This window comes from uncultured Oscillibacter sp. (assembly GCF_900544955.1).
Taxonomy (GTDB): domain Bacteria; phylum Bacillota; class Clostridia; order Oscillospirales; family Oscillospiraceae; genus Oscillibacter.
Window position 1 is genome coordinate 1 of sequence record NZ_UQXD01000043.1, and the last position, 19,410, is coordinate 19,410.

A 19,410-nucleotide genomic window follows, 5' to 3' on the forward strand; every position below is an offset into this window, starting at 1 on the left:
GGCTGCTTACGCATGGTTTTCAGGGCGTTCGATTTATGAAAATTCGGTGAGCCGGCGCCTCCTTCTTCTCCTGATAGGTGTCGGCAAAGATGGTCTGGATGCTGGACACCTGGTTGTGCTGGGTGAGATAGTCGAAGATGACGGACAGCTCGTGGTCCGTGAGGACCTGCATGTGGTTCTTCGGCGGGGCCACATACTTCGTCAGGATTTCCGCGATGGCCTTGGTGGACAGATTGAAGTCCTTGGCCACCTCATGCACTCTGTATTTTTCAATACCCAATAAAAACACCTCGTTATGCTCCAACCCGGGGGCTGGGAAAATTTTTATTTGATCCGCAAAGCCTGGTTATCCTTCCTTCTTCCGGAAGGAGCCCTTACCCTTTTTCACCGGGCGGCTGTGGAGGTAGGGGGATGCGCCGGACCGCGGCTTGGGCCGGTTTTCCTTGGAGGGGCGGGACGCCGGGCGCTTGGTGCCGCCGGCGGCCGTGCCCGTTCCGGGCTTGCCCGCATAGGGCTTTCCTCCGGGCCGCTCCGACCGGGAGTCGGGCTTTCCCGCATAGGGCTTTCCTCCGGGCCGCTCCGACCGGGAGTCGGACTTTCCCGCGTAGGGCTTTCCTCCGGGCCGCTCCGACCGGGGGCCGGGCTTTCCCGCATAGGGCTTGGCTCCGGGGCGCTCCGACTGGGGGCCGGACTTTCCCGCGTAGGGCTTGGCTCCGGGGCGCTCCGACTGGGGGCCGGACCTTCCCGCCGGGGGCTTGCCGCCGGGGCGCTGGGGCCGGGAAGCCGGCTTTTCCGCTGCCGGGGGGGCCTTCGCCGCCGCGGGGGGCGGCTCCGGGGTCTTGGCCCTGCGCTTGCCCTGGCGGAGGTTTTTCTCGTGGGCCAGCAGCTCGGCCCGCCGCTCTGCGGCCCGCTGGGCCTTCAGGTCCAGCCGCCGGGCGCTCTCGGCATACCGCTCCGGGTCCTGCTCCGCCAGGCGGCGGACCAGGGCGGCGGCCAGGCCGATGTCCGTCAGGGCCACGATGGCCGCGGCGGAGCGTCCGGTGGCCTGCCCCAGCTGCTCCTTGGTGTAGGGGACGCGAATCCACATGCAGTTTCCGGCGTCGGCAAAGCGCTCCGCCCGGCGGCGGGTGTTGTCCGCCGCGTCGGCGGCCAGCAGCAGCACCCGGGCGTCCTTGGCCCGGGCGGCGGCCTCCACCGGTTCCTCGCCCACCACCAGGTGGTTTCCCCGGAGGCTGAGCCCCAGCAGGGAGAGAATACGGTCATTTTCCACTTTCATCACCCCGCAGTTCCGCCTCCATGGCGTCGTAGACCTCCGCCGGAATGGCGGTTTCGAAGGCCCGTTCCAGCGCCCGGCTCTTCCGGGCCCTGCGCAGGCACTCCACGTCGTGGCACACGTAGGCGCCCCGACCGGGCTTCTTGCCGCCGAAGTCCAGGCTCACCTGGCCCTCGGGGGATTTCACCACCCGCAGCAGCGCCTTCTTTTCTTTCATTTCCCGGCAGCCCACACACTGCCGCTGGGGAATCTTTTTTACTTTCGGCATCCGTCAGGCCGCCTTTCCTGGATTATTCTTCCGCAGAGATGCCGTCGGCCTCTTCGGCGGGGGACTCTCCGTCCTCCTCGGGCTCCTGGTAGCTCTGGGGTTTGATGTCGATCTTATAGCCGGTGAGGCGGGCGGCCAGGCGGGCGTTCTGGCCCTCCTTGCCGATGGCCAGGGACAGCTGATCGTCCGGCACCAGCACGCGGCAGGCCTTGCCCTCGTCCGCCATCCACACGTCTACCACGTCGGCGGGGGCCAGGGCGGCGGCGATGAACTGGGCGGGGTCCTCGCTGAACTTAATGATGTCGATCTTCTCGCCCCGCAGCTCGTCGACGATGGCGGCCACCCGCTGGCCCTTGGGGCCCACGCAGGCGCCGATGGGGTCCACGTTCTCGTCGTTGGACCAAACGGCCATCTTGGTGCGGCTGCCGGCCTCCCGGGCGATGGACTTCACCTCCACGGTGCCGTCGAAAATCTCCGGGACCTCCAGCTCGAACAGGCGCTTCACCAGGCCCGGGTGGGTCCGGGAGATCAGCACCTGGGGGCCGCGGGTCAGGCGGCGGACGTCCACCACGTAGACCTTGATGTGCATGCCCTCCTCCAGCGCCTCGCCGGGGACCTGCTCGCCGGCCACCAGTAGCGCCTCGGTGGACTCGGTGCCGGTGCCGATGCGCAGGGACACGTTGCCGTTCCGGGGGTCGATGCGGGTGACCACGCCGGTGAGGATCTCGTGCTGCTTGGAGTTGAACTCGTCGTACACCATGCCCCGCTCGGCCTCCCGCAGGCCCTGGATGATGACCTGCTTGCCGTTGCCCGCGGCGATGCGGCCGAACTCCACGTTGTCCACGGGGATGTTCACAATGTCGCCGATCTCATACTTGGCGGACAGATGCTTGGCCTCCTCCAGCGGCATCTCGTTGGCGGGGTCTACGTAGTCCTCCTCGTCCACCACGGTCTTCTGGACGAACATTTTCAGGGTTTGGTGCTCCTCGTCGGTCTCCACGATGACGTTTTCCACGCCGTCGTGGTCCCGCTTATAGGCGGTGGTCACCGCCTGAATGATCTTGCCCATCATGAAGGACTGGGGAATACCCCGCTCCTTTTCCAGCATGGCCACGGCGGCGAAAATCTCCGCGGGATTCATGCCCGCGGGCTCCTTCTGCTTTTTGCCTCTCATCACTCGATTCTCCTTATTTCTAAAATACGTCTGTTCTCCATCCAGAAAAGGGAGGGTCAGAATTCCACCCGCAGCCGGACCAGGGCGATGTCCTTTTTCTCAAAGGTCATCTCCCGCTCCCCCAGGGAGAGGGTGACGGCGCCGGTGGCCCCGTCGTAGGCGGCCAGGGTTCCGGGGAACTCCTTCCGCCCGTCCAGATTGCGGTACAGCTTTACCAGCACGGGACTGCCCAGATACCGCTGGAAGTCGCCGGGGCGCTTCAGCGCCCGCTCGGCGCCGGCGGAGCCCACCTCCAGCGTGTAGCTGCCCTCGATGGGGTCGGCCTCGTCCAGGAGGTCCGAGAGCTTCCGGGAGATGGCCTCGCAGTCCAGAATGTCCACGCCGCCCTCCTTGTCCAGCAGGACCCGGAGGTACCAGGTGCCCGCCTCCTTGACGTATTCCACGTCCCAGAGGGTGCAGCCGGCCTCCGCGACGGCGGGGGCGGCCAGTTCTGCGGTGAGTTCCGTGATTTTCTTCATGGGCGTTCTCCCTTCTTTTGACAGGTTCTGCAAATTTTGACCAATGGAAAAAGGCCAACAAAAAGAGCGGACCCAGGGTCCACTCCGCTACTTACACTCTCTAACATATGCAAATATACCACAGGATATGAAAAAGCGCAAGGCCTTTGCCCCAGAAAGATGAAGTTTTTCCGGGAATTTTTCCGGGAAATTTGCGTGTTCCGCGGCGGAAGGGGCGGATTTGCCCCCTCCGCCGCCGTCTCACCGCCGCCGCAGGCTCCCCGCCAGGCAGGCCAGGAGGAACAGCGTCAGGTCCGCCGCCACCACGGTGGCCCCCACGGGGGTGGAGTAGACGAAGGAGATGACCAGTCCTGCGCAGAAGCACACCACCGACGTGGCCGCCGCGCACACCACCACGCCCCGGAAGCTCCTGAACAGCCGCATGGCGGTGAGGGCGGGGAAGATCACCAGGGAGGAGATCAGCATGGCCCCCATCATCCGCATCCCCAGGACGATGGTCAGGGCGGTGAGGATGGCCAGCAGGGTGTTGTACCGGTCCACCCGGAGGCCCGTGGCCCGGGAGAAGCTTTCGTCGAAGGTGACGGCGAAGAGCCGGTGGTAGAACAGCACGAACAGCGCCAGCACCGCCCCGCACAGCACCACGGAGAGGGCCACGTCCGTCCGGGACATGGCCAGCACGCTGCCGAACATGTAGTTGTCCACGTCGGTGGTCATGCCGGTGGTGCGGGAGATCACCAGGATGCCCACCGCCAGGGCGGAGGCGCTCATGGCGGCGATGGCGGCGTCGCTGTTCCAGTGGGGGCGGCCCGCCATCCGCAGCAGCCAGAAGGCCGCCAGAATCACCACAGGAATGGAGAAGTACAGCGGCGTGATCCCCAGGGCCACCGCGATGGCCAGGGCGCCGAAGGACACGTGGGAGAGGCCGTCGCCGATCATGGAGTACCGCTTGAGCACCAGGGATACCCCCAGCAGCGCCGCGCACAGGCTCACCAGCACCCCGGCGATCAGGGCCCGCTGCATGAAGGGATAGGAGAACATTTGAAGCAGGTCCATCACTCCGCCTCCTGAAAGCGCCGCCCCTGGGGGGAGGCGAGATAGTCTGCGGCGGTGCCCAGGAAGAGGCTGCTGCGGCCGATGTGCAGCACCGTCCGGGCGCTGCGGAGGGCGGCCTTGAGGTCGTGGGTCACCATGACCACCGCCATGCCCTCCCGGGCGTTGAGGTAGGAGAGGGTCTTGTAGAGGTCCTGGGCGGCGGCGGGGTCCAGCCCGGTGATGGGCTCGTCCAGAATCAGCAGGCGGCTGGCGGCGCACAGCGCCCGGGCCAGCAGCACCCGCTGCTGCTGGCCGCCGGAGAGGTCCCGGTAGCACTGGTCCTTCAGCTCCAGAATCCCCAGCTTGCCCATGTTCATCAAGGCCCGGGACTTCTGGGCGCCGGTGTAGAAAAAGCGCATCCCCCCGGCATTGAGGCAGCCGGAGAGCACCACCTCGTACACGGTGGCGGGGAAGTCCCGCTGGGCCCGGGTCTGCTGGGGCAGGTAGCCGATGGCCCCCCGGCGCAACTCCTCCGCCCGGAGGATCTCCCCGCTCTGGGGAGCCAGCAGGCCCAGCAGCCCCCGCAGCAGCGTGGACTTGCCGGAGCCGTTGTCCCCCACCACGCAGAGGTAGTCCCCCGCCCGGACGGTGAGGTTCAGGTGGGTGAGGACGCTCTGCCCCTCGTAGCCCAGGGACACGTCCCGGCAGACGATCAGCTCAGAGGCTTCCATGGGCGTCCTCCTCTCCGGCGCAGGCCTGGCACAGCCCCGTCAGCACGGTGCGGCGGGGGTCGATGCGGAAGTGGTGCTCCGTCTCCAGGTGGCGGTACAGCGCCTGGAGGTGGGAGCAGTCCAGGTGGACGATGCGGCCGCAGCCCTCGCACCGCAGCAAAAAGCAGTCCCGCCCCGGCTGGGGCCGGTGGGGGCAGAACTGGTAAAAGGCCCCCTCCTCGGTGTTGATCTTGTGGATGCGGCCCGCCTGCTCCAGCTTCTCCAGCTGGCGGTAGACGGTGGCCAGCCCCACGGGGCTGCCGCTCTGCCGCAGCTCCTCCGCCAGGGCGGCGGCGGTGAGGGACTCTCCGCCGCGCCGCTCCAGGCACTGGAGCACCGCCTGCTGCTGTTTCGTACTGTAGGACATGAGATGCCTCCCAAATTGAAAATGAAAATCATTTTCACATTATAAGCTCTTTTGGGAAAATGTCAAGACCGCCCCCTCCGGCGGGGGCGCCGGAAGGCTTCCCCGCGGGCCGGGGCCGGATGGAGGCGGACGGGCCTGCCTCCGCCGGAGGCAGGCCCGTCCATGTGTCAAAAGTGTCTCACGGGGTTCGCCGCCGGAGCGGAGAACGGAAGCGGAGGCCGGTTCCGCCGCGGGGCGGAGATGTACCGGGCGCGTGTACAGCGGCCCCCGGCCCTCCCGCAAAAGCGCCCCGGGCGCGGTGCGGCGGCCCTGCGTGCCCTCTTCGCCGGACGCATCCGCCGTCACTGCTGCCACTGTTCCAGCAGCCGGGGGATCAGATGGGCCGTGTCCGCCCCCGCCTTTTGGGCGAAGGCCTCCTGGGCGGCGGCCCACAGGGGCCGGGCCTCCTCCAGGCAGCGGGCCCCGTTGGGGGTCAGGTGGAGGACCCGGTCCCGCTTTCCGGGGCGGGACAGGTCCTCCACCCAGCCCCGCTCCATCAGCGGCTTCAGGTTGCGCAGGACGGTGGTCCGCTCCAGGCCGGTCTGGGCGGCCAGGCGGCTGATGCTGGCGGTGGACAGTGCGTCCAGATTGGCCAGCAGGGAGTACTGGCTGATGGTGAGTCCGGCGGGGGCCAGATACTGGTCGTAGAGCTGGGAGACCAGGCTGGCGAACCGGCGGATGTTGATGCAGTGGCAGACGCTTGCCGGCTTCTTCCCCCCGGGACGGAGGGAGCGGGCGTCAGGTGTTTGCATAGTGCCTCCTTTCCCTCGGTGGACGAGGGGCAGTCCGGTGTTTTGCGGCCAAATGGGCCGTCGGCGCTGTCCCCGTTGCCTGGCGCCGGCAGGGCCGCCTTATCCGCCCTACCGGCAGCCGGGTTTGCCCGCAGACGACGCCTGCGGACCCCGGGCACGGCAAACCCGTGTGCCGGCAAGCCCGCAGCCCGGGGCCGGACAGGCCCTTCACAGCGCCGCCCACACATCCGACCCGCGTGATGGCAAGTCCGCAGCCCCCAGGCTCGCTGCCGCAAGGCCGGGGCGGGAACGCCGCCGGTGGGCGGCTTGGATGTGTCTGGGGTGTGCGGCCGGTTGTCCGCAGGGGATATTCGCGTCAGCGGACGAAATTGGTCATGATTTTGGGCTGGGGCGGCGGGGCGTCCGCGCCGCCCTGGGCCCGCAGCTTCAGAAGCCAGGCCATGTTCTGCCCCAGCAGCTGCATAATCTGCACGCCCTCCGGGTCCTGCAACACCTCGCCGGGCGTGCGGCCGTGGATCACGGGCCAGTAGTTGGAGGTGGGGATGAGCATCTGGTGATAGGTCAGGTAGTGCAGCAGGCCGTCCACGGTGGGGATGCCCCCGCTGCGGCGGACCGCCGCCACGGCCGCGCCCACCTTGTGGTATAGGATGTCCGTCCCGTTGGCGGCGTAGGCCAGCCGGTCGCAGAAGCACTTCATGGTGCCCGCGATGCCGGAGAAGTAGACCGGGCTGCCCAGGAGCACGCCGTCCGCCTGCCGGGCCTTTTCCAGCCACTCGTTCATGCCGTCGTCGCCGAAGGCGCAGGTGCCGTCCCCCTTCCGGGCGCAGGCGCCGCAGCCCATGCAGCCCCGGACCGGCTGGCCGCCCACGTGGACGATCTCTGTCTCAATGCCGGCCTTTTCCAGCTCCGCCGTGACCAGCCTCAGCGCCTGGCAGGTGTTTCCCTCGGCGTGGGGACTGCCGTTGAATGCGACCACTTTCATCATAGAGGACCTCCTGCATGTTATCGTGTACATACACCATAATGCGTCCGGAGGCGATTGTCAAGCGTCTGGAAAAGATCCCCCGGTTTGGCGGTTGCAAAAAAGGGGGAAATAGGGTATGGTAGGAGGGAAACCACCATTGCGCAAGGATGCGCAATGCATATAAGGAGAGGAACTATGAAAGTCTCACTGGTCATCATGGCCGCGGGCCTGGGCTCCCGGTACGGCGGGAGTAAGCAGGTGGACGGCATCGGCCCCCACAACGAAATCCTGATGGAGTACTCCATTTACGACGCCCTCCGGGCGGGGTTCAACAAGGTGGTGTTCATCATCAAGCCGGAGATGGAGGAGATGATGCAGCGGCTGTGCGGCGGCTATCTGGCCAGGCGGACCGCCGCGGACGGCAGTCCCGTGGAGGTGGCCTACGCCTTCCAGGACTTCTCCTCCGTGCCGTCATTCTACACGATTCCGCCGGAGCGGACCAAGCCCTTCGGCACGGTCCACGCCCTGCTGTGCGCGGCGGACGTGGTGCGGGAGCCCTGCTGCGTCATCAATGCCGACGACTACTACGGCATCGACGCCTACAAGGCCATGTACGACGAGCTGGTGAAGCTGCCGCCGGAGGGGAAGGCCACCATGGTGGGCTACCTGCTGAAAAATACCGCCAGCCTCCACGGCACCGTCTCCCGGGGCGTGTGCGCCGTGGAGGACGGGCGGCTGGTCAGCGTGCGGGAGGCGCTGAAGGTCCAGCTCTACCCGGACGGCACCCTGCGGGACCTGGCGGAGGACCGGGAGCTGGCGCCGGACACGGTGGTGTCCATGAACTTCTGGGGCTTCACCCCCAGCATTTTCCCGGCGCTGCGGACCTATTTTGAGGACTTTCTCCGCAGCCGGGCGGGGGAGGATGTGAAGGCGGAGTGCCTGCTGCCGGTGATGGTGGACCACCAGATGCAGGCGGGGGCGCTGGAGGTGTCCGTCCTCCACTCCGCCGACAAGTGGTTCGGCATGACCTACCGGGAGGACCGGGAGGTGGTGCGGGCGGCGCTGCAGCGGCTCCACGACCAGGGGGCCTACCCCGCCAGCCTGCGGGAGTGAGGAACGGCACAGCGGGCCGGGGCCGGGGGACGGCCCCGGCCCGTCCCATATCGGTGACAATTTGATACTGTTTTTTAACAATTTGTTTCGACTTTTTTCGGCTTGTACCGTCTATAATAGTAGACAGGAACATCACGGCGCGGAGGGGCGAGGAAATGGCTGGAAAGCGGGAGAGAAAACGGAAAATGCTGCGGCTGCCGGGGCTGGCGGCGCTGCTGGGGGTTTTGATGGTGGTGCTGTCCCCGGCGGGACCGGCGGGCGTGGCGGTGGACTCCCCAGTGATGCCGCCCGCGCCGGCGCCTCAGGCGCAGGTGCTGCCGGTGGGCCTGCCGGAGGCGCTGCCCACGCCGGAGGCCGCGGAGACCCCGGAGGAGGCGCCGGCGGAGGAGCCTTGGGCGCCGGTGGCGGAGAGCGCCGCTGTGGAGGATACATATTTTTCCGACGTAGTATTTCTGGGGGACTCCCGGACGGAGGGCTTCGCCCTGTACAGCGGCCTGAAGGAGGGGACCTATCTCCATGCCGTGGGGGCCACAGTGGAGTCCGTGTTCTCCAAAAACGCCTGGAAGAGCGAGGGCGGGAAGAAAATCCCCCTGCTGGATGCCCTGGCGGAGACGGAATGCGGCAAGGTGTACGTGATGCTGGGGGTCAATGAGCTGGGCTGGAGCAAGGTGGAGACCTTCCGGGACCAGTATGCCGAGGTCATCGACCGCATCCGGGAGGACCACCCCGACGCGGTGGTGGTGCTCCAGTCCATCCTGCCCGTCAGCGCCAAGCAGGAGGCCAAGAAGAGCTATGTGAACAACAGCCGCATCCTGGCCTACAACGCCGCCATTGCGGAGTTGGCCCGGGAGCGGGACTGCCCCTACGTGAACGTGGCGGAGGCGGTGCTGGGAGAGGACGGGTGCCTCCGTCCGGAGCTGACCTTCGACGGGGTTCACCTGAACCCGGCGGGCTGCCGGATTTGGCTGGACTACCTGCGCACCCACACGGTGTAAAGTGACCTTCCCTGCGCCCGGGGCCGTTCGCCCCGGGCGTTTGCTCTGCCCGGCGGCGGCAAAAGGGGGGCTGATTGTCCCGGAATGCTTGACAAGCGGGCGCGGGACCCGTAAACTATACCTGTGGAAGTGAGCGGTCCCGTGCGCCGTCCGGCCCCGCAGAAGCGAGGGAGCGGCGGGGGGCCGCGTTGCAGAAAAGGAGGAGTGTTGTGGAAACCATCACTGCGTTGATTCAGGACGTGCCCATTCCCAAAATGGTGCGGGTCCGCCAGAATTTCGACCGCAGCCACATCCCCACGGAGGAGCTGGCCGCCGTCGTCACCCGGGAGCTGGACCGGGAGGAGCTGGGGGGCCGGATTCTGCCGGGCCAGAAAATCGCCATCACCTGCGGCAGCCGGGGCATCAACCACTACGCCGTCATGGCCCGGGCCATGGTGGACTTTGTGCGCTCCAAGGGGGCGGAGCCCTATATCGTGGCGTCCATGGGCAGCCACGGCGGCGCCACCGCCGAGGGCCAGAGCCAGATTCTGCGGGACTACGGCATCACGGAGGAGGCTATGGGCTGCCCTGTGAAGAGCTCCATGGAGACCGTGGAGATCGGCCGCTCCGGCGTCCGGGGCCAGCCGGTCCGCATCGACCGCTACGCCTCCGAGGCGGACGGCATTCTGCTGTTCAACCGGGTGAAGCCCCATACCTCTTTCCGGGGCCGTTATGAGAGCGGGCTGATGAAGATGATGGCCATCGGCCTGGGCAAGCAGCACGGCGCTGAGAACATCCACCACCAGAGCCCCGGCATCATGCACGAGCTGGTGGAGGAGTACGGCCGGGCCATCATGGAAAACTGCCCCATTCTGGGCGGCATTGCCATTGTGGAGAACGCCTACGACGAGACCTATCTCATCCAGGGCATGACCCCTGAGGAGATCATCACCGAGGAGCCCAAGCTCCGGGACCTGTCCTATGAGACCATCGCCCACCTGCTGTTCGACAAGTGCGACGTGCTGGTGGTGGACAAGATCGGCAAGAACTTCTCCGGCGACGGCATGGACCCCAACATCTCCGGCCGCTTCGTCCAGCCCAAGTACTGCTCCGGCGGCATCCAGGCGGAGAAGGTGGTGGTCCTGGACCTGAGCGACGAGACCCACGGCAACGCCCAGGGCATCGGCCTGGCGGAGGTCACCACCCGGCGGCTGTTCAACAAGATGAAGCTGGAGATGACCTATCCCACCGGCGTCACCAACACCTTCCTGCACCTGATGAAGATTCCCATGATTATGGACAACGACCGGGAGGCGCTGCAGCTGGCCCTGTGCTGCTGCCCCGACGCGGAGGACCCGGACCACCTCAAGCTGATCCGCATCCCCAACACCGCCCATATCGACGAGATCGAAATCTCCGAGGGGCTGCTGCCCCTGGCCCGGGCCAACCCCCAGATTGAGATTCTGACGGAGCCCTACGACCTGCCCTTCGACGAGGCGGGCAACCTGTTTTAACCGCCGGACCCATCCACCCCAGGTCTAAGGACCTGATAAAAGAAGAGGAGAGTACATCACCATGCGCAATGCTATGATCATTGACGGCAAGGACAACGTGGCCGTCGCCATCGAGCCCATCGCCAAGGGCGATACCGTGACTTATCTCTGCGATGGCCAGGACGTCACCCTCACCGCCGCCCAGGATATCACGATCTACCACAAGCTGGCCATCCGGGACATCCCCGCGGGGGAGCCGGTGGTCAAGTACGGTGAGCACATCGGCGTCGCCTCCCGGGACATCAAGACCGGCGAGCACGTCCACGAGCACAACGTGGGAAGCCACCGGGAAAACCTGGAAGCCAAAGCCTGAAAGAGAGGGAGAAAAGTATGGAATTTTATGGTTATCGCCGCCCCGACGGCCGCGTGGGCGTCCGCAATAAGGTCCTGATTCTGCCTGCCAGCGTCTGCGCCTCCGACACCACCCGCATCGTCGCCCAGCAGGTGACGGGCGCCGTCACCTTCAACAACCAGCAGGGCTGCTCCCAGGTGGGCCCTGACCAGCAGTTCACCATGGACGTCATGGCGGGCTACGCCGCCAACCCCAACGTCTACGGCACCGTGGTGGTGTCCCTGGGCTGCGAGAATTGCCAGATGGATCTGGTGGTGGACGCCATCCGGGCGCGGACCAACAAGCCCATTCAGCAGGTCATCATCCAGGAGTGCGGCGGCACGCTGAAGGCCATCGACAAGGCCGTGCGCTACGCCAAGGAGATGGTGGCGGAGGCGTCTCTGCTCCAGAAGGAGAAGTTCCCCATCTCGGAGCTGATCGTGGGCACCGAGTGCGGCGGCTCCGACCCCACCAGCGGCCTGGCCGCCAACGTGCTGATCGGCCAGCTCAGCGATTTGATGGTGGCTGCCGGCGGCACCTCCATCCTCTCCGAGACCACGGAGTTCATCGGCGCCGAGCACATCCTGGCCCGCCGCGCCGCCACGCCGGAGGTCCGGGACCGCATCTTTGAGATCGTCCACCGCTACGAGAAGGCCCTCCAGCTGGTGGGCGAGGAGGTCCGGGAGGGCAATCCCTCCCCCGGCAACAAGGCCGGCGGCCTCACCACCCTGGAGGAGAAGTCCCTGGGCTGCATCCACAAGGGCGGCCACTCCCCCGTGATGGAGGTCTACGACTACGCCAAGCAGGTCAAGGCCAAGAGCGGCCTGGTGGTGATGGACACCCCGGGCAACGATCCCTCCTCCGTGTCGGCCATGGTGGCCGGCGGCGCCCAGGTGATCGTGTTCTCCAGCGGCCGGGGCACCCCCACCGGCAACCCCATTGCCCCGGTCATCAAAATCACCGGCAACCGCATCACCTATGCCAACATGATCGACAACATCGACGTGGACGCCTCCCCCCTGATCTACGGCGGCGACCTGAAGACGATGGGCGACGAGCTGCTGGCGCTGCTGGTGGAAGTGGCCAGCGGCAAGCAGACCAAGGCGGAGTCCCTGGGCTATACCGAAATGGCCATCGCCCGGGTGTGCAACTACGTGTGACGCCCGGCGCTCCTGTGCAGTCAAGCGGCCCCTGTTCCCGAGGGAACAGGGGCCGCTTTTTTGGGAGCGCGCCAAACGCGCCGCACCGGACAGAAGTCCGGTGCGGCGCGTTCGTCTGTCAGGCCGGTCCCCGGCGGCGAAAACCGGCCGGGGAAGGGGCGGTCAGCGCATGGCGATGGTGACCTCGCACTCCACGGCCAGATCGCCGGCGGTATAGGCCGCACACTTGCAGGTGGCGATGGCCTTCTCCGGCCGCTCGCTGGCCAGCTCCGCGTGGATCTCCATAGTGTCGCCGGGCACGATCTTCTTGCGGAAGCGCACGTTGTTGATACCCAGGAACAAGGGGGTCTTGCCCACGTACTCGCTCTTGCGCATCAGCACCAGGTCGCAGGCCTGGGCGCAGGCCTCCACGGAGTAGACGCCGGGCAGCACGGGGTCCCCGGGGAAGTGGCCCTTAAAAATCTCCCGGGCGGGGTCCACGTGGAAAGAGGCGACGATGCGCTCGCCGGGGACGTACGCGCTGGCCTCGTCGATCAGCAGCATGGGGTCCCGGTGGGGAATGATCTCCATAACCTGCTCGTGGGTGAGTTTCATAGCTTCCATCAATCATTTCTCCTTTTTCTTCTTCAGCCTTCGCCGCCCAGGCGCTGATAGGCCTCCAGGCGGTCGGCGGCATCTTGGATTTCCTTCTCATAAAGGCGCTCCGCCCGGTCGGGGAAGGCGTCCTGTAAAGAGGCATAGCGGCGCTCGGACTTCAAATAGGCTCTCAAATCGCCGGTGGGCTCCCTGGAGTCCAGCTGGAAGGGGTTCTTCCCCTCCGCCTTCCGCCGGGGATCGAAGCGGTACAGGTGCCAGTAGCCGCACTCCACGGCCTTCTTCTGCTCCAGCTGGCTGTTGGCCATGCCGCCCTTGAGCCCGTGCTCCAGGCAGGGGCAGTAGCAGATGACGATGGAGGGGCCGGGGTAGGCCTCCGCCTCCCGGATGGCCCGCAGGGTCTGGGCGGGGTCGGCGCCCATGGCCACCTGGGCCACGTAGATGTAGCCGTAGTTCATCAGCATGGCGCCCAGGTCCTTCTTTTTCACCTCTTTGCCGCCGGCGGCGAACTTGGCGATGGCGGCGGCGGGGGTGGCCTTGGAGGACTGGCCGCCGGTGTTGGAGTACACCTCGGTGTCCATGACCAGCATGTTGATGTCCTGGTTCTGGGCCAGCACGTGGTCCAGGCCGCCGAAGCCGATGTCGTAGGCCCAGCCGTCGCCGCCGAAGCACCACACGGACTTCTTGCAGACGTACTCGCTGCGCTCCAGGATGAACCGGGCGGCGTCCGCCGCCTCCCCGCCGCCGCTTTGAACGCGCTCCATGGCGGCGAGCAGCGCGTCGGAGACCTGACGGGTTTGGGCGGCGTCGTCCCTGTGAGCCAGGTAGGCCTCGCAGGCCGCCGTCTCCACGCCCGCCTCCGCCAGGGCCTGGACCCGCAGCACGATCTCGCTGTTCACGGCGTCGTGGGCGCCCAGGAAGCCGTAGCCGAACTCGGCGTTGTCCTCGAAGAGGGACTGCTGCCAGGAGGGGCCGAAGCCCCGGCCGTCGGTGCAGTAGGGGGTGGTGGGCAGGGACCCGCCGTAGGCGGAGGAGCAGCCGGAGGCGTTGGCGATGTACATCCGGTCGCCGAAGAGCTGGGTGACCAATTTGACATAGGGGGTCTCGGCGCAGCCCGCGCAGGCGGCGGAGAACTCGAAATAGGGCTTGGCGAACTGGCTGCCCTTCACATTCCTGTCGGAGAAGGCGTCCGCCTTCACGGGGATCTGCTCCACGCCGAAGGTCCAGTTCTCCCGCTGGGAAAGCTGGGTGTCCAGAGGCATCATCTCCAGGGCGTTCTCCTTGGCCAGGCACGCGTTGACGCAGACGCCGCAGCCCATGCAGTCATAGGGGGAGACCTGCATCCGGTACTGGTACTGGGGCAGACCCGCGGCCGGCACGGTGGTGAAGCCGGCGGGCTTCCGGGCGGCCTCCTCCGCGCTCAGCAGCACGGGGCGGATGGCGGCGTGGGGGCAGACCAGGGCGCAGCGGTTGCACTGGATGCACTTCTCCGCGTCCCACTGGGGCACGGAGACGGCCACGCCCCGCTTTTCGTAGGCGGCGGTGCCGTTTTGCCAGGTGCCGTCCAAACAGTGGTACGTCTGGAAGGCGGAGACGGGCAGCTTGTCGCCCTCCTGGCGGTTCATCACGTCCACGATGTCCCGCACGAAGCCGGGGACGTTCCGCTCCGCGGGGGCGTCGTCGGCGGCGTTGGCCCAGTCGGCGGGGATGTCGAACTTCTCCACGCCGGTGATGCCCCGTTCCACGGCCTGGTCGTTCAGCGCCACCACCTTCTCGCCGGCCTTTTTCAGGTAGCTCTTCCGGATGCCGTCCTTCATCTCCTGCACCGCCAGGTCCAGGGGGATGATGTTGGTCAGCTTGAAGAAGGCGGCCTGGAGCACGGTGTTGGTGCGGTTGCCCAGGCCGATCTCCCGGGCGATTTTGGTGGCGTCGATGATGTAGAACTGGGCGTTTTTCCGGGCCAGGTCCCGCTTCATCCCGGCGGGGATGTGGGCGGGCAGCTCCTCCTTGCTCCAACTGCAATTCAGCAGGAAGGTGCCGCCCTCCTTGAGGTCGGCGGTGACGTCGTACTGCCCCAGGTAGGAGGGCTTGTGCAGCCCCACAAAGTCCGCGTGCTCCACCAGGTAGGTAGCCTGGATGGGGTCCTTGCCGAAGCGCAGGTGGCTCTGGGTCAGGCCGCCGGACTTCTTGGAGTCGTAGGAGAAGTAGGCCTGGGCGTACATGCCGGCGGCCAGACCGATGGTGGTGATGGTGTTCTTGTTGGCGCCCACGGTGCCGTCGCCGCCGATGCCCCAGATTTTGCAGGCGGTCTCCCCCTCCTTGGGGATCACCAGGTCCTCGGTGGGGAGGGAGGTGAAGGTCACGTCGTCCACAATGCCGATGGTGAAATTGTCCTTGGGGGTCTCCTGCTCCAGGTTGCGGAACACCGCGGCGATCTGGCCGGGGGTGGTGTCCTTAGAGGCCAGGCCGTACCGCCCGCCCACCACGCGCACGCCGGGGCGGTTGCGGTGCATGACGCTCTCCACGTCCTGGTAGAGGGGCTCGCCCAGGCCGCCGGGCTCCTTGGTGCGGTCCAGCACGCCGATTGCCCGCACGCTGGCGGGCAGCACCCGGAGGAGGTGCTCCGGGGAAAAGGGGCGGTACAGGTGGACCTGGACCACGCCCACCTTCTTGCCCTGGGCGCACAGGTAGGCCACGGTCTCCTTGGCGGTCTCGGCGGCAGAGCCCATCAGGACCACCACCGCCTCCGCGTCGGGGGCGCCGTAGTAGTTGAAGGGCTGGTAGTCCCGGCCGGTGAGGCGGTTGATCTCGCCCATGTAGTGCTCCACAATGCCGGGCAGGGCGGCGTAGTGCTGGTTGCAGCCCTCCCGGCACTGGAAGAAGATGTCCGGGTTGACGGTGGTGCCCCGGGTGGAGGGATGCTCCGGGTTCATGCCGTTTTTGCGGAAGGCCCGGAGCTGCTCCTGGTCCACCAGCCCCGAGAGGTCGTCGTAGTCCAGCGCGTCGATCTTCTGCATCTCGTGGGAGGTGCGGAAGCCGTCGAAGAAGTGGAGGAAGGGGTGGCGGGCCCGGATGGCGGCCAGATGGGCCACGGCGCCCAGGTCCATGGCCTCCTGGGGGGAGGAGGAGGCCAGCATGGCGAAGCCGATCATGCGGCAGCCCATCACGTCGGAGTGGTCGCCGAAGATGGAGAGGCCGTGGGCGGAGACGGTGCGGGAGGAGACGTGAAACACGGCGGGCAGAAACTCGCCGGCGATCTTATACATGGGTGGAATCATCAGCAGCAGGCCCTGGGAGGCGGTGTAGGTGGTGGTCAGGGCGCCCGCCTGCAGCGCGCCGTGGCAAGTGCCGGCGGCGCCGGCCTCCGACTGCATCTGAATCACCTTGACGGGCCGGCCGAAGAGGTTCTTCCTGCCGTTGGCCGCCCAGGCGTCCACCTTTTCCGCCATGGGGGAGGAGGGGGTGATGGGGAAGATGCTGGCCACTTCGGTAAACGCATAGGAGACGTAGGCGGCTGCGGTGTTGCCATCCATAACGACGCTTTTCTTACTCATGGCGCAGGTCCTTTCTGATTTTAGATTGGCGCGGGGAGCTGCGGGGCGGAACCTTCCACAATGCGGAATGAATTTTCAGGAATTTCAAACAAAGTGATTCACAATCTTTCCACACTATGCTATATTTATCATAGGCTTTTTACAAGGGCAAGTCAAGTGGTTGTCAACCCCCCGGCCGGCGGTGAGCGGTTGATGCGAAAGGTGGCAGAAGATATGGCAAAAGAGCAGATATCCAGCATCCTGCGGGCGCTCCGGATTCTGGAATGCTTTATGGACGGCGAGACGGAGTGGACGCTGAAGGCGCTGGTGGAGCATCTGGGCCTGCCCACCACCACGGTCTTCCGCCAGGTCTCCACGCTGGCGGAGCGGCAGTATCTGGAGCAGGACCCCGTCCGCAAGAGCTACCGTCCCGGGCCGCGGCTGCTGCTGCTCTCCAGCGCCATTCTGGGCCAGTCGGACCTGCGGCGCACCGCCCGGCCGGAGCTGGAGCGCCTCAGCGACACGTTGAAGGAGACCATCAACCTCAGCGTGCTGCTGGAGCGGGACATCTTCTATTTGGATAAGGTGGAGACCCACCGCTCCATCGTCTGCAACACCCAGGTGGGCAGCCGGGCCCCGGCCTATGCCACCAGCGCCGGAAAGGCCATGCTGGCCTGTCAGGACGACGATCAGATCGAGGCGTACTGCCGCTGGATGGAGGAGGCGGCCTATCCCCTCACCGGGAAGACCATCACCTCGCCGGAGCGGCTGCGGGAGGAGCTGGCCGCCGCCAGGCTCCGGGGCTACGCCATCGACGACGGGGAGATTGAGGACGGGCTGCTGTGCGTGGCCGCGCCCATCTGCGATATGAACCACCGGCCGGTGGGGGCGGTGAGCGTCTCCGGGCCGGACTACCGGATGCAGGCGGACCAGGCGGTGATGATCCGGGAGGTGTGCCGCACCGCCCAGAACATCTCCCGCCTGCTGGGTTACCGGGGAACGTTGAGAAGAGAGACCATATAATGGAAAGGGGCGTTTTATCATGGATCACAGCGCGTATCTGAAGTCCGTATTCGGCCTGGAGGGAAAGACGGCTCTGGTCACCGGGGCGGCGGGCGGCATCGGCGCCGCCATCAGCGAGGGGCTGGCCTACGCCGGCGCAGAGGTGGCCCTGTGCGGCCGGACCCTGGAGAAGTGCCGGGCGCTGGAGGAGACCATCTGCCAGCGCGGGGGCAAGGCCACCGCCCACCACCTGGACGTGGCGGACATGGACAGCATCCGCCGCTGCGTGGAGGAGGTCCTGGCCCGGTACGGCAAGATCGACGTGCTCTTCAACGTGGCGGGCATCAACAAGCGGGAGGGCGTCCTGGACGTGGAGGAGGAGACCTACGACCGCATCATGAACACCAACCTGAAGGGCGTCTACTTCATGAGCCAGGCGGTGGCCCGGGAGATGTACAAGCGCAAGAGCGGCAGCATCGTCAACATCGGCTCCCACAACGACACCGCCATGCTGGGCGGCTGCTCCGTCTACGGCGCGGCCAAGAGCGGCGTCATCGCCCTCACCCGGTCTCTGGCGGTGGAGTGCGCCCGGTACGGCATCCGCTGCAACGCCATCAGCCCCGGCCACATCATGACGGAGCTGACCCAGGTGAGCTGGGACAGCCCCACCCGGGCCCCCTACATGCGGGAGCGGATCGCCATGGAGCGGGGCGGCCAGCCGGAGGAGCTGGTGGGCATGGCCATTCTCCTGGCCTCCGACGCCTCCAGCTACATGACCGGCCAGACCTACCACATCGACGGCGGCTGTCTCTGCGGCGGCACCCCCTGGGAGTACGACACGAAGTACTGACCCGGCAAAGCGCAAAACAATTGGAGGCCCGGCCATTTGGCCGGGCCTCCCTCCGTTTTCCGGGGGATCAGCGAAAAGCCGCCGCCGGGGAGAGGGTCATGACCCTGGGGACGGCCCCGCCGCCGGAGGGCCGGGGGGCGGAGTCCCCGCCCCGGGCCGCGAGGCAGGCGGAGAGGGACCAGGTCCGCCAGTCGGCGCACGCCGCCCGGGCGGACGCCCGGCGTTGGGACAGCAGGGCGGCCAGGGTGTCGTCCCGGCCCCACCAGTCCCCCTCGTAGGCGGACAGGGGGCGGCTGCCGTCCAGCCGCTCCAGCTGGGACAGGGCGTCGTAGGAGAGGGAGTAGGCCAGGTAGTGGACGCTGAGGGTGGGGCTCTCCCCATCCAGATACCGGTCCACCTGGTTCCGGGCCACCAGGTAGTCCACGGGGACGCAGTTGATCGCCAGCCAGCCCGCCAGGGCCAGGGGGAAGGCCAGGCGGCAGAAGGAGGCGGCGGGTTTTTGCACCTTCCGGGCCGCCGCCAGGAAGAAGAGGGCCATCATCCCCATGCCCCAGTAGGTCATGCAGCGCTTGAAGCTGAGGCCGTAGGCGGAGACGTAGAGGGTCATCCGCCAGGCGGCGGAGGCCAGCAGCACCAGGCTCTCCCCCACCAGCACCGCCGCCAGGAGCCGCAGGAGCTTCCAGCTCCGGCCGCCGGGCCGGGCGGCCCACAGCGCGGCCAGCAGGGCGGTGAGATTCACCAGGGTGACCCCCACCATCTGGAAAAAGCCGCTGCGGGCCCACTCCGCGTAGCGGATGCCCTGCTGGGCCAGGTATGCCGCCCCGCCGAAGAGCCCGGCGGACTGGACCGCCAGAAACAGCAGGTACAGCCCGTCCAGGGCCGCCAGCACCACCAGGAAGATCAGGGGGTCCAGGGCCGGGGCCTTGGCCTCCTGCCGCGTCAGGGGCAGGGGGCGGCGGAGGCGGTAGAGCAGGCCGAAGCAGAAGGGGGTGAGGCAGAGGGCCCAGAGAAACTTGCCCAGGCCCGCGGCGAAATGGACCCGGACGAAGGACCGCAGCGCCGCCGTGGAGGCGGCGAACAGGGCGTCGCCGGAGGCCAGCACCGGCACGCCGGGCAGACACAGCGGGCGGCTGGTGAGATAGG

At 66.8% G+C, this 19,410-nt stretch carries 19 protein-coding genes and 1 pseudogene; 7 read left to right on the forward strand and 13 right to left on the reverse strand.

Translation table 11 applies throughout. The annotated features are described in order from the left end of the window. Positions 1 to 133: 133 nt before the first annotated feature. The 10 genes and pseudogenes from QZS21_RS09540 to QZS21_RS09585 form a co-directional block, all read right to left on the reverse strand. Positions 134 to 289 (reverse strand): annotated as a pseudogene (locus QZS21_RS09540) (translation initiation factor IF-2 N-terminal domain-containing protein); the annotation flags it as partial. A gap of 57 nt (positions 290 to 346) precedes the next feature. Beyond that, positions 347 to 1,270 (reverse strand): hypothetical protein, encoded by a 924-nt coding sequence (locus QZS21_RS09545; RefSeq protein WP_295582764.1) that lies wholly within the window; start codon positions 1,268 to 1,270, stop codon positions 347 to 349. Beyond that, positions 1,260 to 1,541 carry an RNase P modulator RnpM gene (locus QZS21_RS09550; protein ID WP_295582766.1) on the reverse strand — a complete coding sequence of 94 codons (282 nt, stop codon included), beginning with the start codon at positions 1,539 to 1,541 and terminating at the stop codon, positions 1,260 to 1,262. Before QZS21_RS09550 ends, QZS21_RS09545 begins: the two co-directional genes overlap by 11 nt. 22 nt (positions 1,542 to 1,563) lie before the next feature. Next, a complete protein-coding gene (gene nusA / locus QZS21_RS09555; RefSeq protein ID WP_295582767.1) occupies positions 1,564 to 2,715 on the reverse strand; it encodes a transcription termination factor NusA in 1,152 nt (383 codons plus the stop codon). Positions 2,716 to 2,771: 56 nt separating this feature from the next. Further along, a complete protein-coding gene (gene rimP, locus QZS21_RS09560) occupies positions 2,772 to 3,233 on the reverse strand; it encodes a ribosome maturation factor RimP (protein ID WP_295582770.1) in 462 nt (153 codons plus the stop codon). Positions 3,234 to 3,473: 240 nt separating this feature from the next. Further along, positions 3,474 to 4,286, reverse strand: a complete 813-nt coding sequence (locus QZS21_RS09565) for a metal ABC transporter permease (RefSeq protein ID WP_295582772.1) — start codon at positions 4,284 to 4,286, stop codon at positions 3,474 to 3,476. Then, positions 4,286 to 4,996 carry a metal ABC transporter ATP-binding protein gene (locus QZS21_RS09570; RefSeq protein WP_295582774.1) on the reverse strand — a complete coding sequence of 237 codons (711 nt, stop codon included), beginning with the start codon at positions 4,994 to 4,996 and terminating at the stop codon, positions 4,286 to 4,288. The genes QZS21_RS09565 and QZS21_RS09570 overlap by 1 nt, the downstream gene beginning before the upstream one ends. Next, complete coding sequence (locus tag QZS21_RS09575; protein ID WP_295582776.1) at positions 4,983 to 5,402, reverse strand: Fur family transcriptional regulator; 420 nt, start codon at positions 5,400 to 5,402, stop codon at positions 4,983 to 4,985. The genes QZS21_RS09570 and QZS21_RS09575 overlap by 14 nt, the downstream gene beginning before the upstream one ends. A gap of 341 nt (positions 5,403 to 5,743) precedes the next feature. Further along, entirely contained in the window at positions 5,744 to 6,193 is a 450-nt protein-coding gene (locus tag QZS21_RS09580) for a MarR family winged helix-turn-helix transcriptional regulator (RefSeq protein ID WP_295582778.1), read from the reverse strand. Between the two features lie 355 nt (positions 6,194 to 6,548). Further along, positions 6,549 to 7,175 (reverse strand): flavodoxin family protein, encoded by a 627-nt coding sequence (locus QZS21_RS09585; RefSeq protein ID WP_295582800.1) that lies wholly within the window; start codon positions 7,173 to 7,175, stop codon positions 6,549 to 6,551. A 177-nt stretch (positions 7,176 to 7,352) separates the two neighbouring features. On the opposite strand from QZS21_RS09585, the gene QZS21_RS09590 reads away from it, so the two are divergent. The 5 genes from QZS21_RS09590 to QZS21_RS09610 all read left to right on the forward strand — a co-directional run bounded on the left by QZS21_RS09590 (position 7,353) and on the right by QZS21_RS09610 (position 12,288). After that, a complete protein-coding gene (locus tag QZS21_RS09590; protein ID WP_295582779.1) occupies positions 7,353 to 8,270 on the forward strand; it encodes a sugar phosphate nucleotidyltransferase in 918 nt (305 codons plus the stop codon). A 155-nt stretch (positions 8,271 to 8,425) separates the two neighbouring features. Beyond that, a complete protein-coding gene (locus tag QZS21_RS09595) occupies positions 8,426 to 9,265 on the forward strand; it encodes a GDSL-type esterase/lipase family protein (protein WP_295582781.1) in 840 nt (279 codons plus the stop codon). A 209-nt stretch (positions 9,266 to 9,474) separates the two neighbouring features. Next, positions 9,475 to 10,758 carry a DUF362 domain-containing protein gene (locus tag QZS21_RS09600; RefSeq protein WP_295582784.1) on the forward strand — a complete coding sequence of 428 codons (1,284 nt, stop codon included), beginning with the start codon at positions 9,475 to 9,477 and terminating at the stop codon, positions 10,756 to 10,758. A gap of 73 nt (positions 10,759 to 10,831) precedes the next feature. Further along, complete coding sequence (locus tag QZS21_RS09605; RefSeq protein ID WP_295582786.1) at positions 10,832 to 11,110, forward strand: UxaA family hydrolase; 279 nt, start codon at positions 10,832 to 10,834, stop codon at positions 11,108 to 11,110. A gap of 17 nt (positions 11,111 to 11,127) precedes the next feature. Next, complete coding sequence (locus QZS21_RS09610) at positions 11,128 to 12,288, forward strand: UxaA family hydrolase (RefSeq protein WP_295582788.1); 1,161 nt, start codon at positions 11,128 to 11,130, stop codon at positions 12,286 to 12,288. Positions 12,289 to 12,450: 162 nt separating this feature from the next. On the opposite strand, the gene fabZ is transcribed toward QZS21_RS09610, so the two are convergent. Together fabZ and nifJ are read right to left on the reverse strand one after the other, a co-directional pair. Then, the gene (fabZ, locus tag QZS21_RS09615; protein ID WP_295582790.1) at positions 12,451 to 12,891 is read right to left on the reverse strand and encodes a 3-hydroxyacyl-ACP dehydratase FabZ; all 441 of its coding nucleotides are present in this window, start codon (positions 12,889 to 12,891) and stop codon (positions 12,451 to 12,453) included. A gap of 23 nt (positions 12,892 to 12,914) precedes the next feature. Then, on the reverse strand, positions 12,915 to 16,436 hold the full coding sequence (gene nifJ / locus QZS21_RS09620; protein ID WP_295582792.1) for a pyruvate:ferredoxin (flavodoxin) oxidoreductase: 3,522 nt from the start codon (positions 16,434 to 16,436) through the stop codon (positions 12,915 to 12,917). Positions 16,437 to 16,649: 213 nt separating this feature from the next. On the opposite strand from nifJ, the gene QZS21_RS09625 reads away from it, so the two are divergent. Beyond that, complete coding sequence (locus QZS21_RS09625) at positions 16,650 to 17,438, forward strand: IclR family transcriptional regulator (protein WP_295582794.1); 789 nt, start codon at positions 16,650 to 16,652, stop codon at positions 17,436 to 17,438. Between the two features lie 19 nt (positions 17,439 to 17,457). Then, complete coding sequence (locus tag QZS21_RS09630; RefSeq protein ID WP_295582796.1) at positions 17,458 to 18,267, forward strand: SDR family NAD(P)-dependent oxidoreductase; 810 nt, start codon at positions 17,458 to 17,460, stop codon at positions 18,265 to 18,267. A gap of 67 nt (positions 18,268 to 18,334) precedes the next feature. Here QZS21_RS09630 and QZS21_RS09635 read toward each other — a convergent pair. Next, a partial coding sequence (locus QZS21_RS09635) for a DUF4153 domain-containing protein (protein ID WP_295582798.1) occupies positions 18,335 to 19,410 on the reverse strand: 1,076 nt, incomplete at its 5' end.

Excerpts from the sequence above, each read along its gene's own strand:
- QZS21_RS09550 (WP_295582766.1), bottom strand. The coding sequence starts at position 1,541 with ATGCCGAAAGTAAAAAAGATTCCCCAGCGGCAGTGTGTGGGCTGCCGG.
- QZS21_RS09630 (WP_295582796.1), top strand. The coding sequence starts at position 17,458 with ATGGATCACAGCGCGTATCTGAAGTCCGTATTCGGCCTGGAGGGAAAG.
- QZS21_RS09590 (WP_295582779.1), top strand. The coding sequence starts at position 7,353 with ATGAAAGTCTCACTGGTCATCATGGCCGCGGGCCTGGGCTCCCGGTAC.
- QZS21_RS09565 (WP_295582772.1), bottom strand. The coding sequence starts at position 4,286 with ATGGACCTGCTTCAAATGTTCTCCTATCCCTTCATGCAGCGGGCCCTG.
- QZS21_RS09575 (WP_295582776.1), bottom strand. The coding sequence starts at position 5,402 with ATGTCCTACAGTACGAAACAGCAGCAGGCGGTGCTCCAGTGCCTGGAG.
- QZS21_RS09595 (WP_295582781.1), top strand. The coding sequence starts at position 8,426 with ATGGCTGGAAAGCGGGAGAGAAAACGGAAAATGCTGCGGCTGCCGGGG.
- QZS21_RS09610 (WP_295582788.1), top strand. The coding sequence starts at position 11,128 with ATGGAATTTTATGGTTATCGCCGCCCCGACGGCCGCGTGGGCGTCCGC.
- QZS21_RS09625 (WP_295582794.1), top strand. The coding sequence starts at position 16,650 with ATGGCAAAAGAGCAGATATCCAGCATCCTGCGGGCGCTCCGGATTCTG.
- nusA (WP_295582767.1), bottom strand. The coding sequence starts at position 2,715 with ATGAGAGGCAAAAAGCAGAAGGAGCCCGCGGGCATGAATCCCGCGGAG.
- nifJ (WP_295582792.1), bottom strand. The coding sequence starts at position 16,436 with ATGAGTAAGAAAAGCGTCGTTATGGATGGCAACACCGCAGCCGCCTAC.
- QZS21_RS09585 (WP_295582800.1), bottom strand. The coding sequence starts at position 7,175 with ATGAAAGTGGTCGCATTCAACGGCAGTCCCCACGCCGAGGGAAACACC.
- QZS21_RS09580 (WP_295582778.1), bottom strand. The coding sequence starts at position 6,193 with ATGCAAACACCTGACGCCCGCTCCCTCCGTCCCGGGGGGAAGAAGCCG.
- rimP (WP_295582770.1), bottom strand. The coding sequence starts at position 3,233 with ATGAAGAAAATCACGGAACTCACCGCAGAACTGGCCGCCCCCGCCGTC.
- QZS21_RS09570 (WP_295582774.1), bottom strand. The coding sequence starts at position 4,996 with ATGGAAGCCTCTGAGCTGATCGTCTGCCGGGACGTGTCCCTGGGCTAC.
- QZS21_RS09605 (WP_295582786.1), top strand. The coding sequence starts at position 10,832 with ATGATCATTGACGGCAAGGACAACGTGGCCGTCGCCATCGAGCCCATC.
- fabZ (WP_295582790.1), bottom strand. The coding sequence starts at position 12,891 with ATGGAAGCTATGAAACTCACCCACGAGCAGGTTATGGAGATCATTCCC.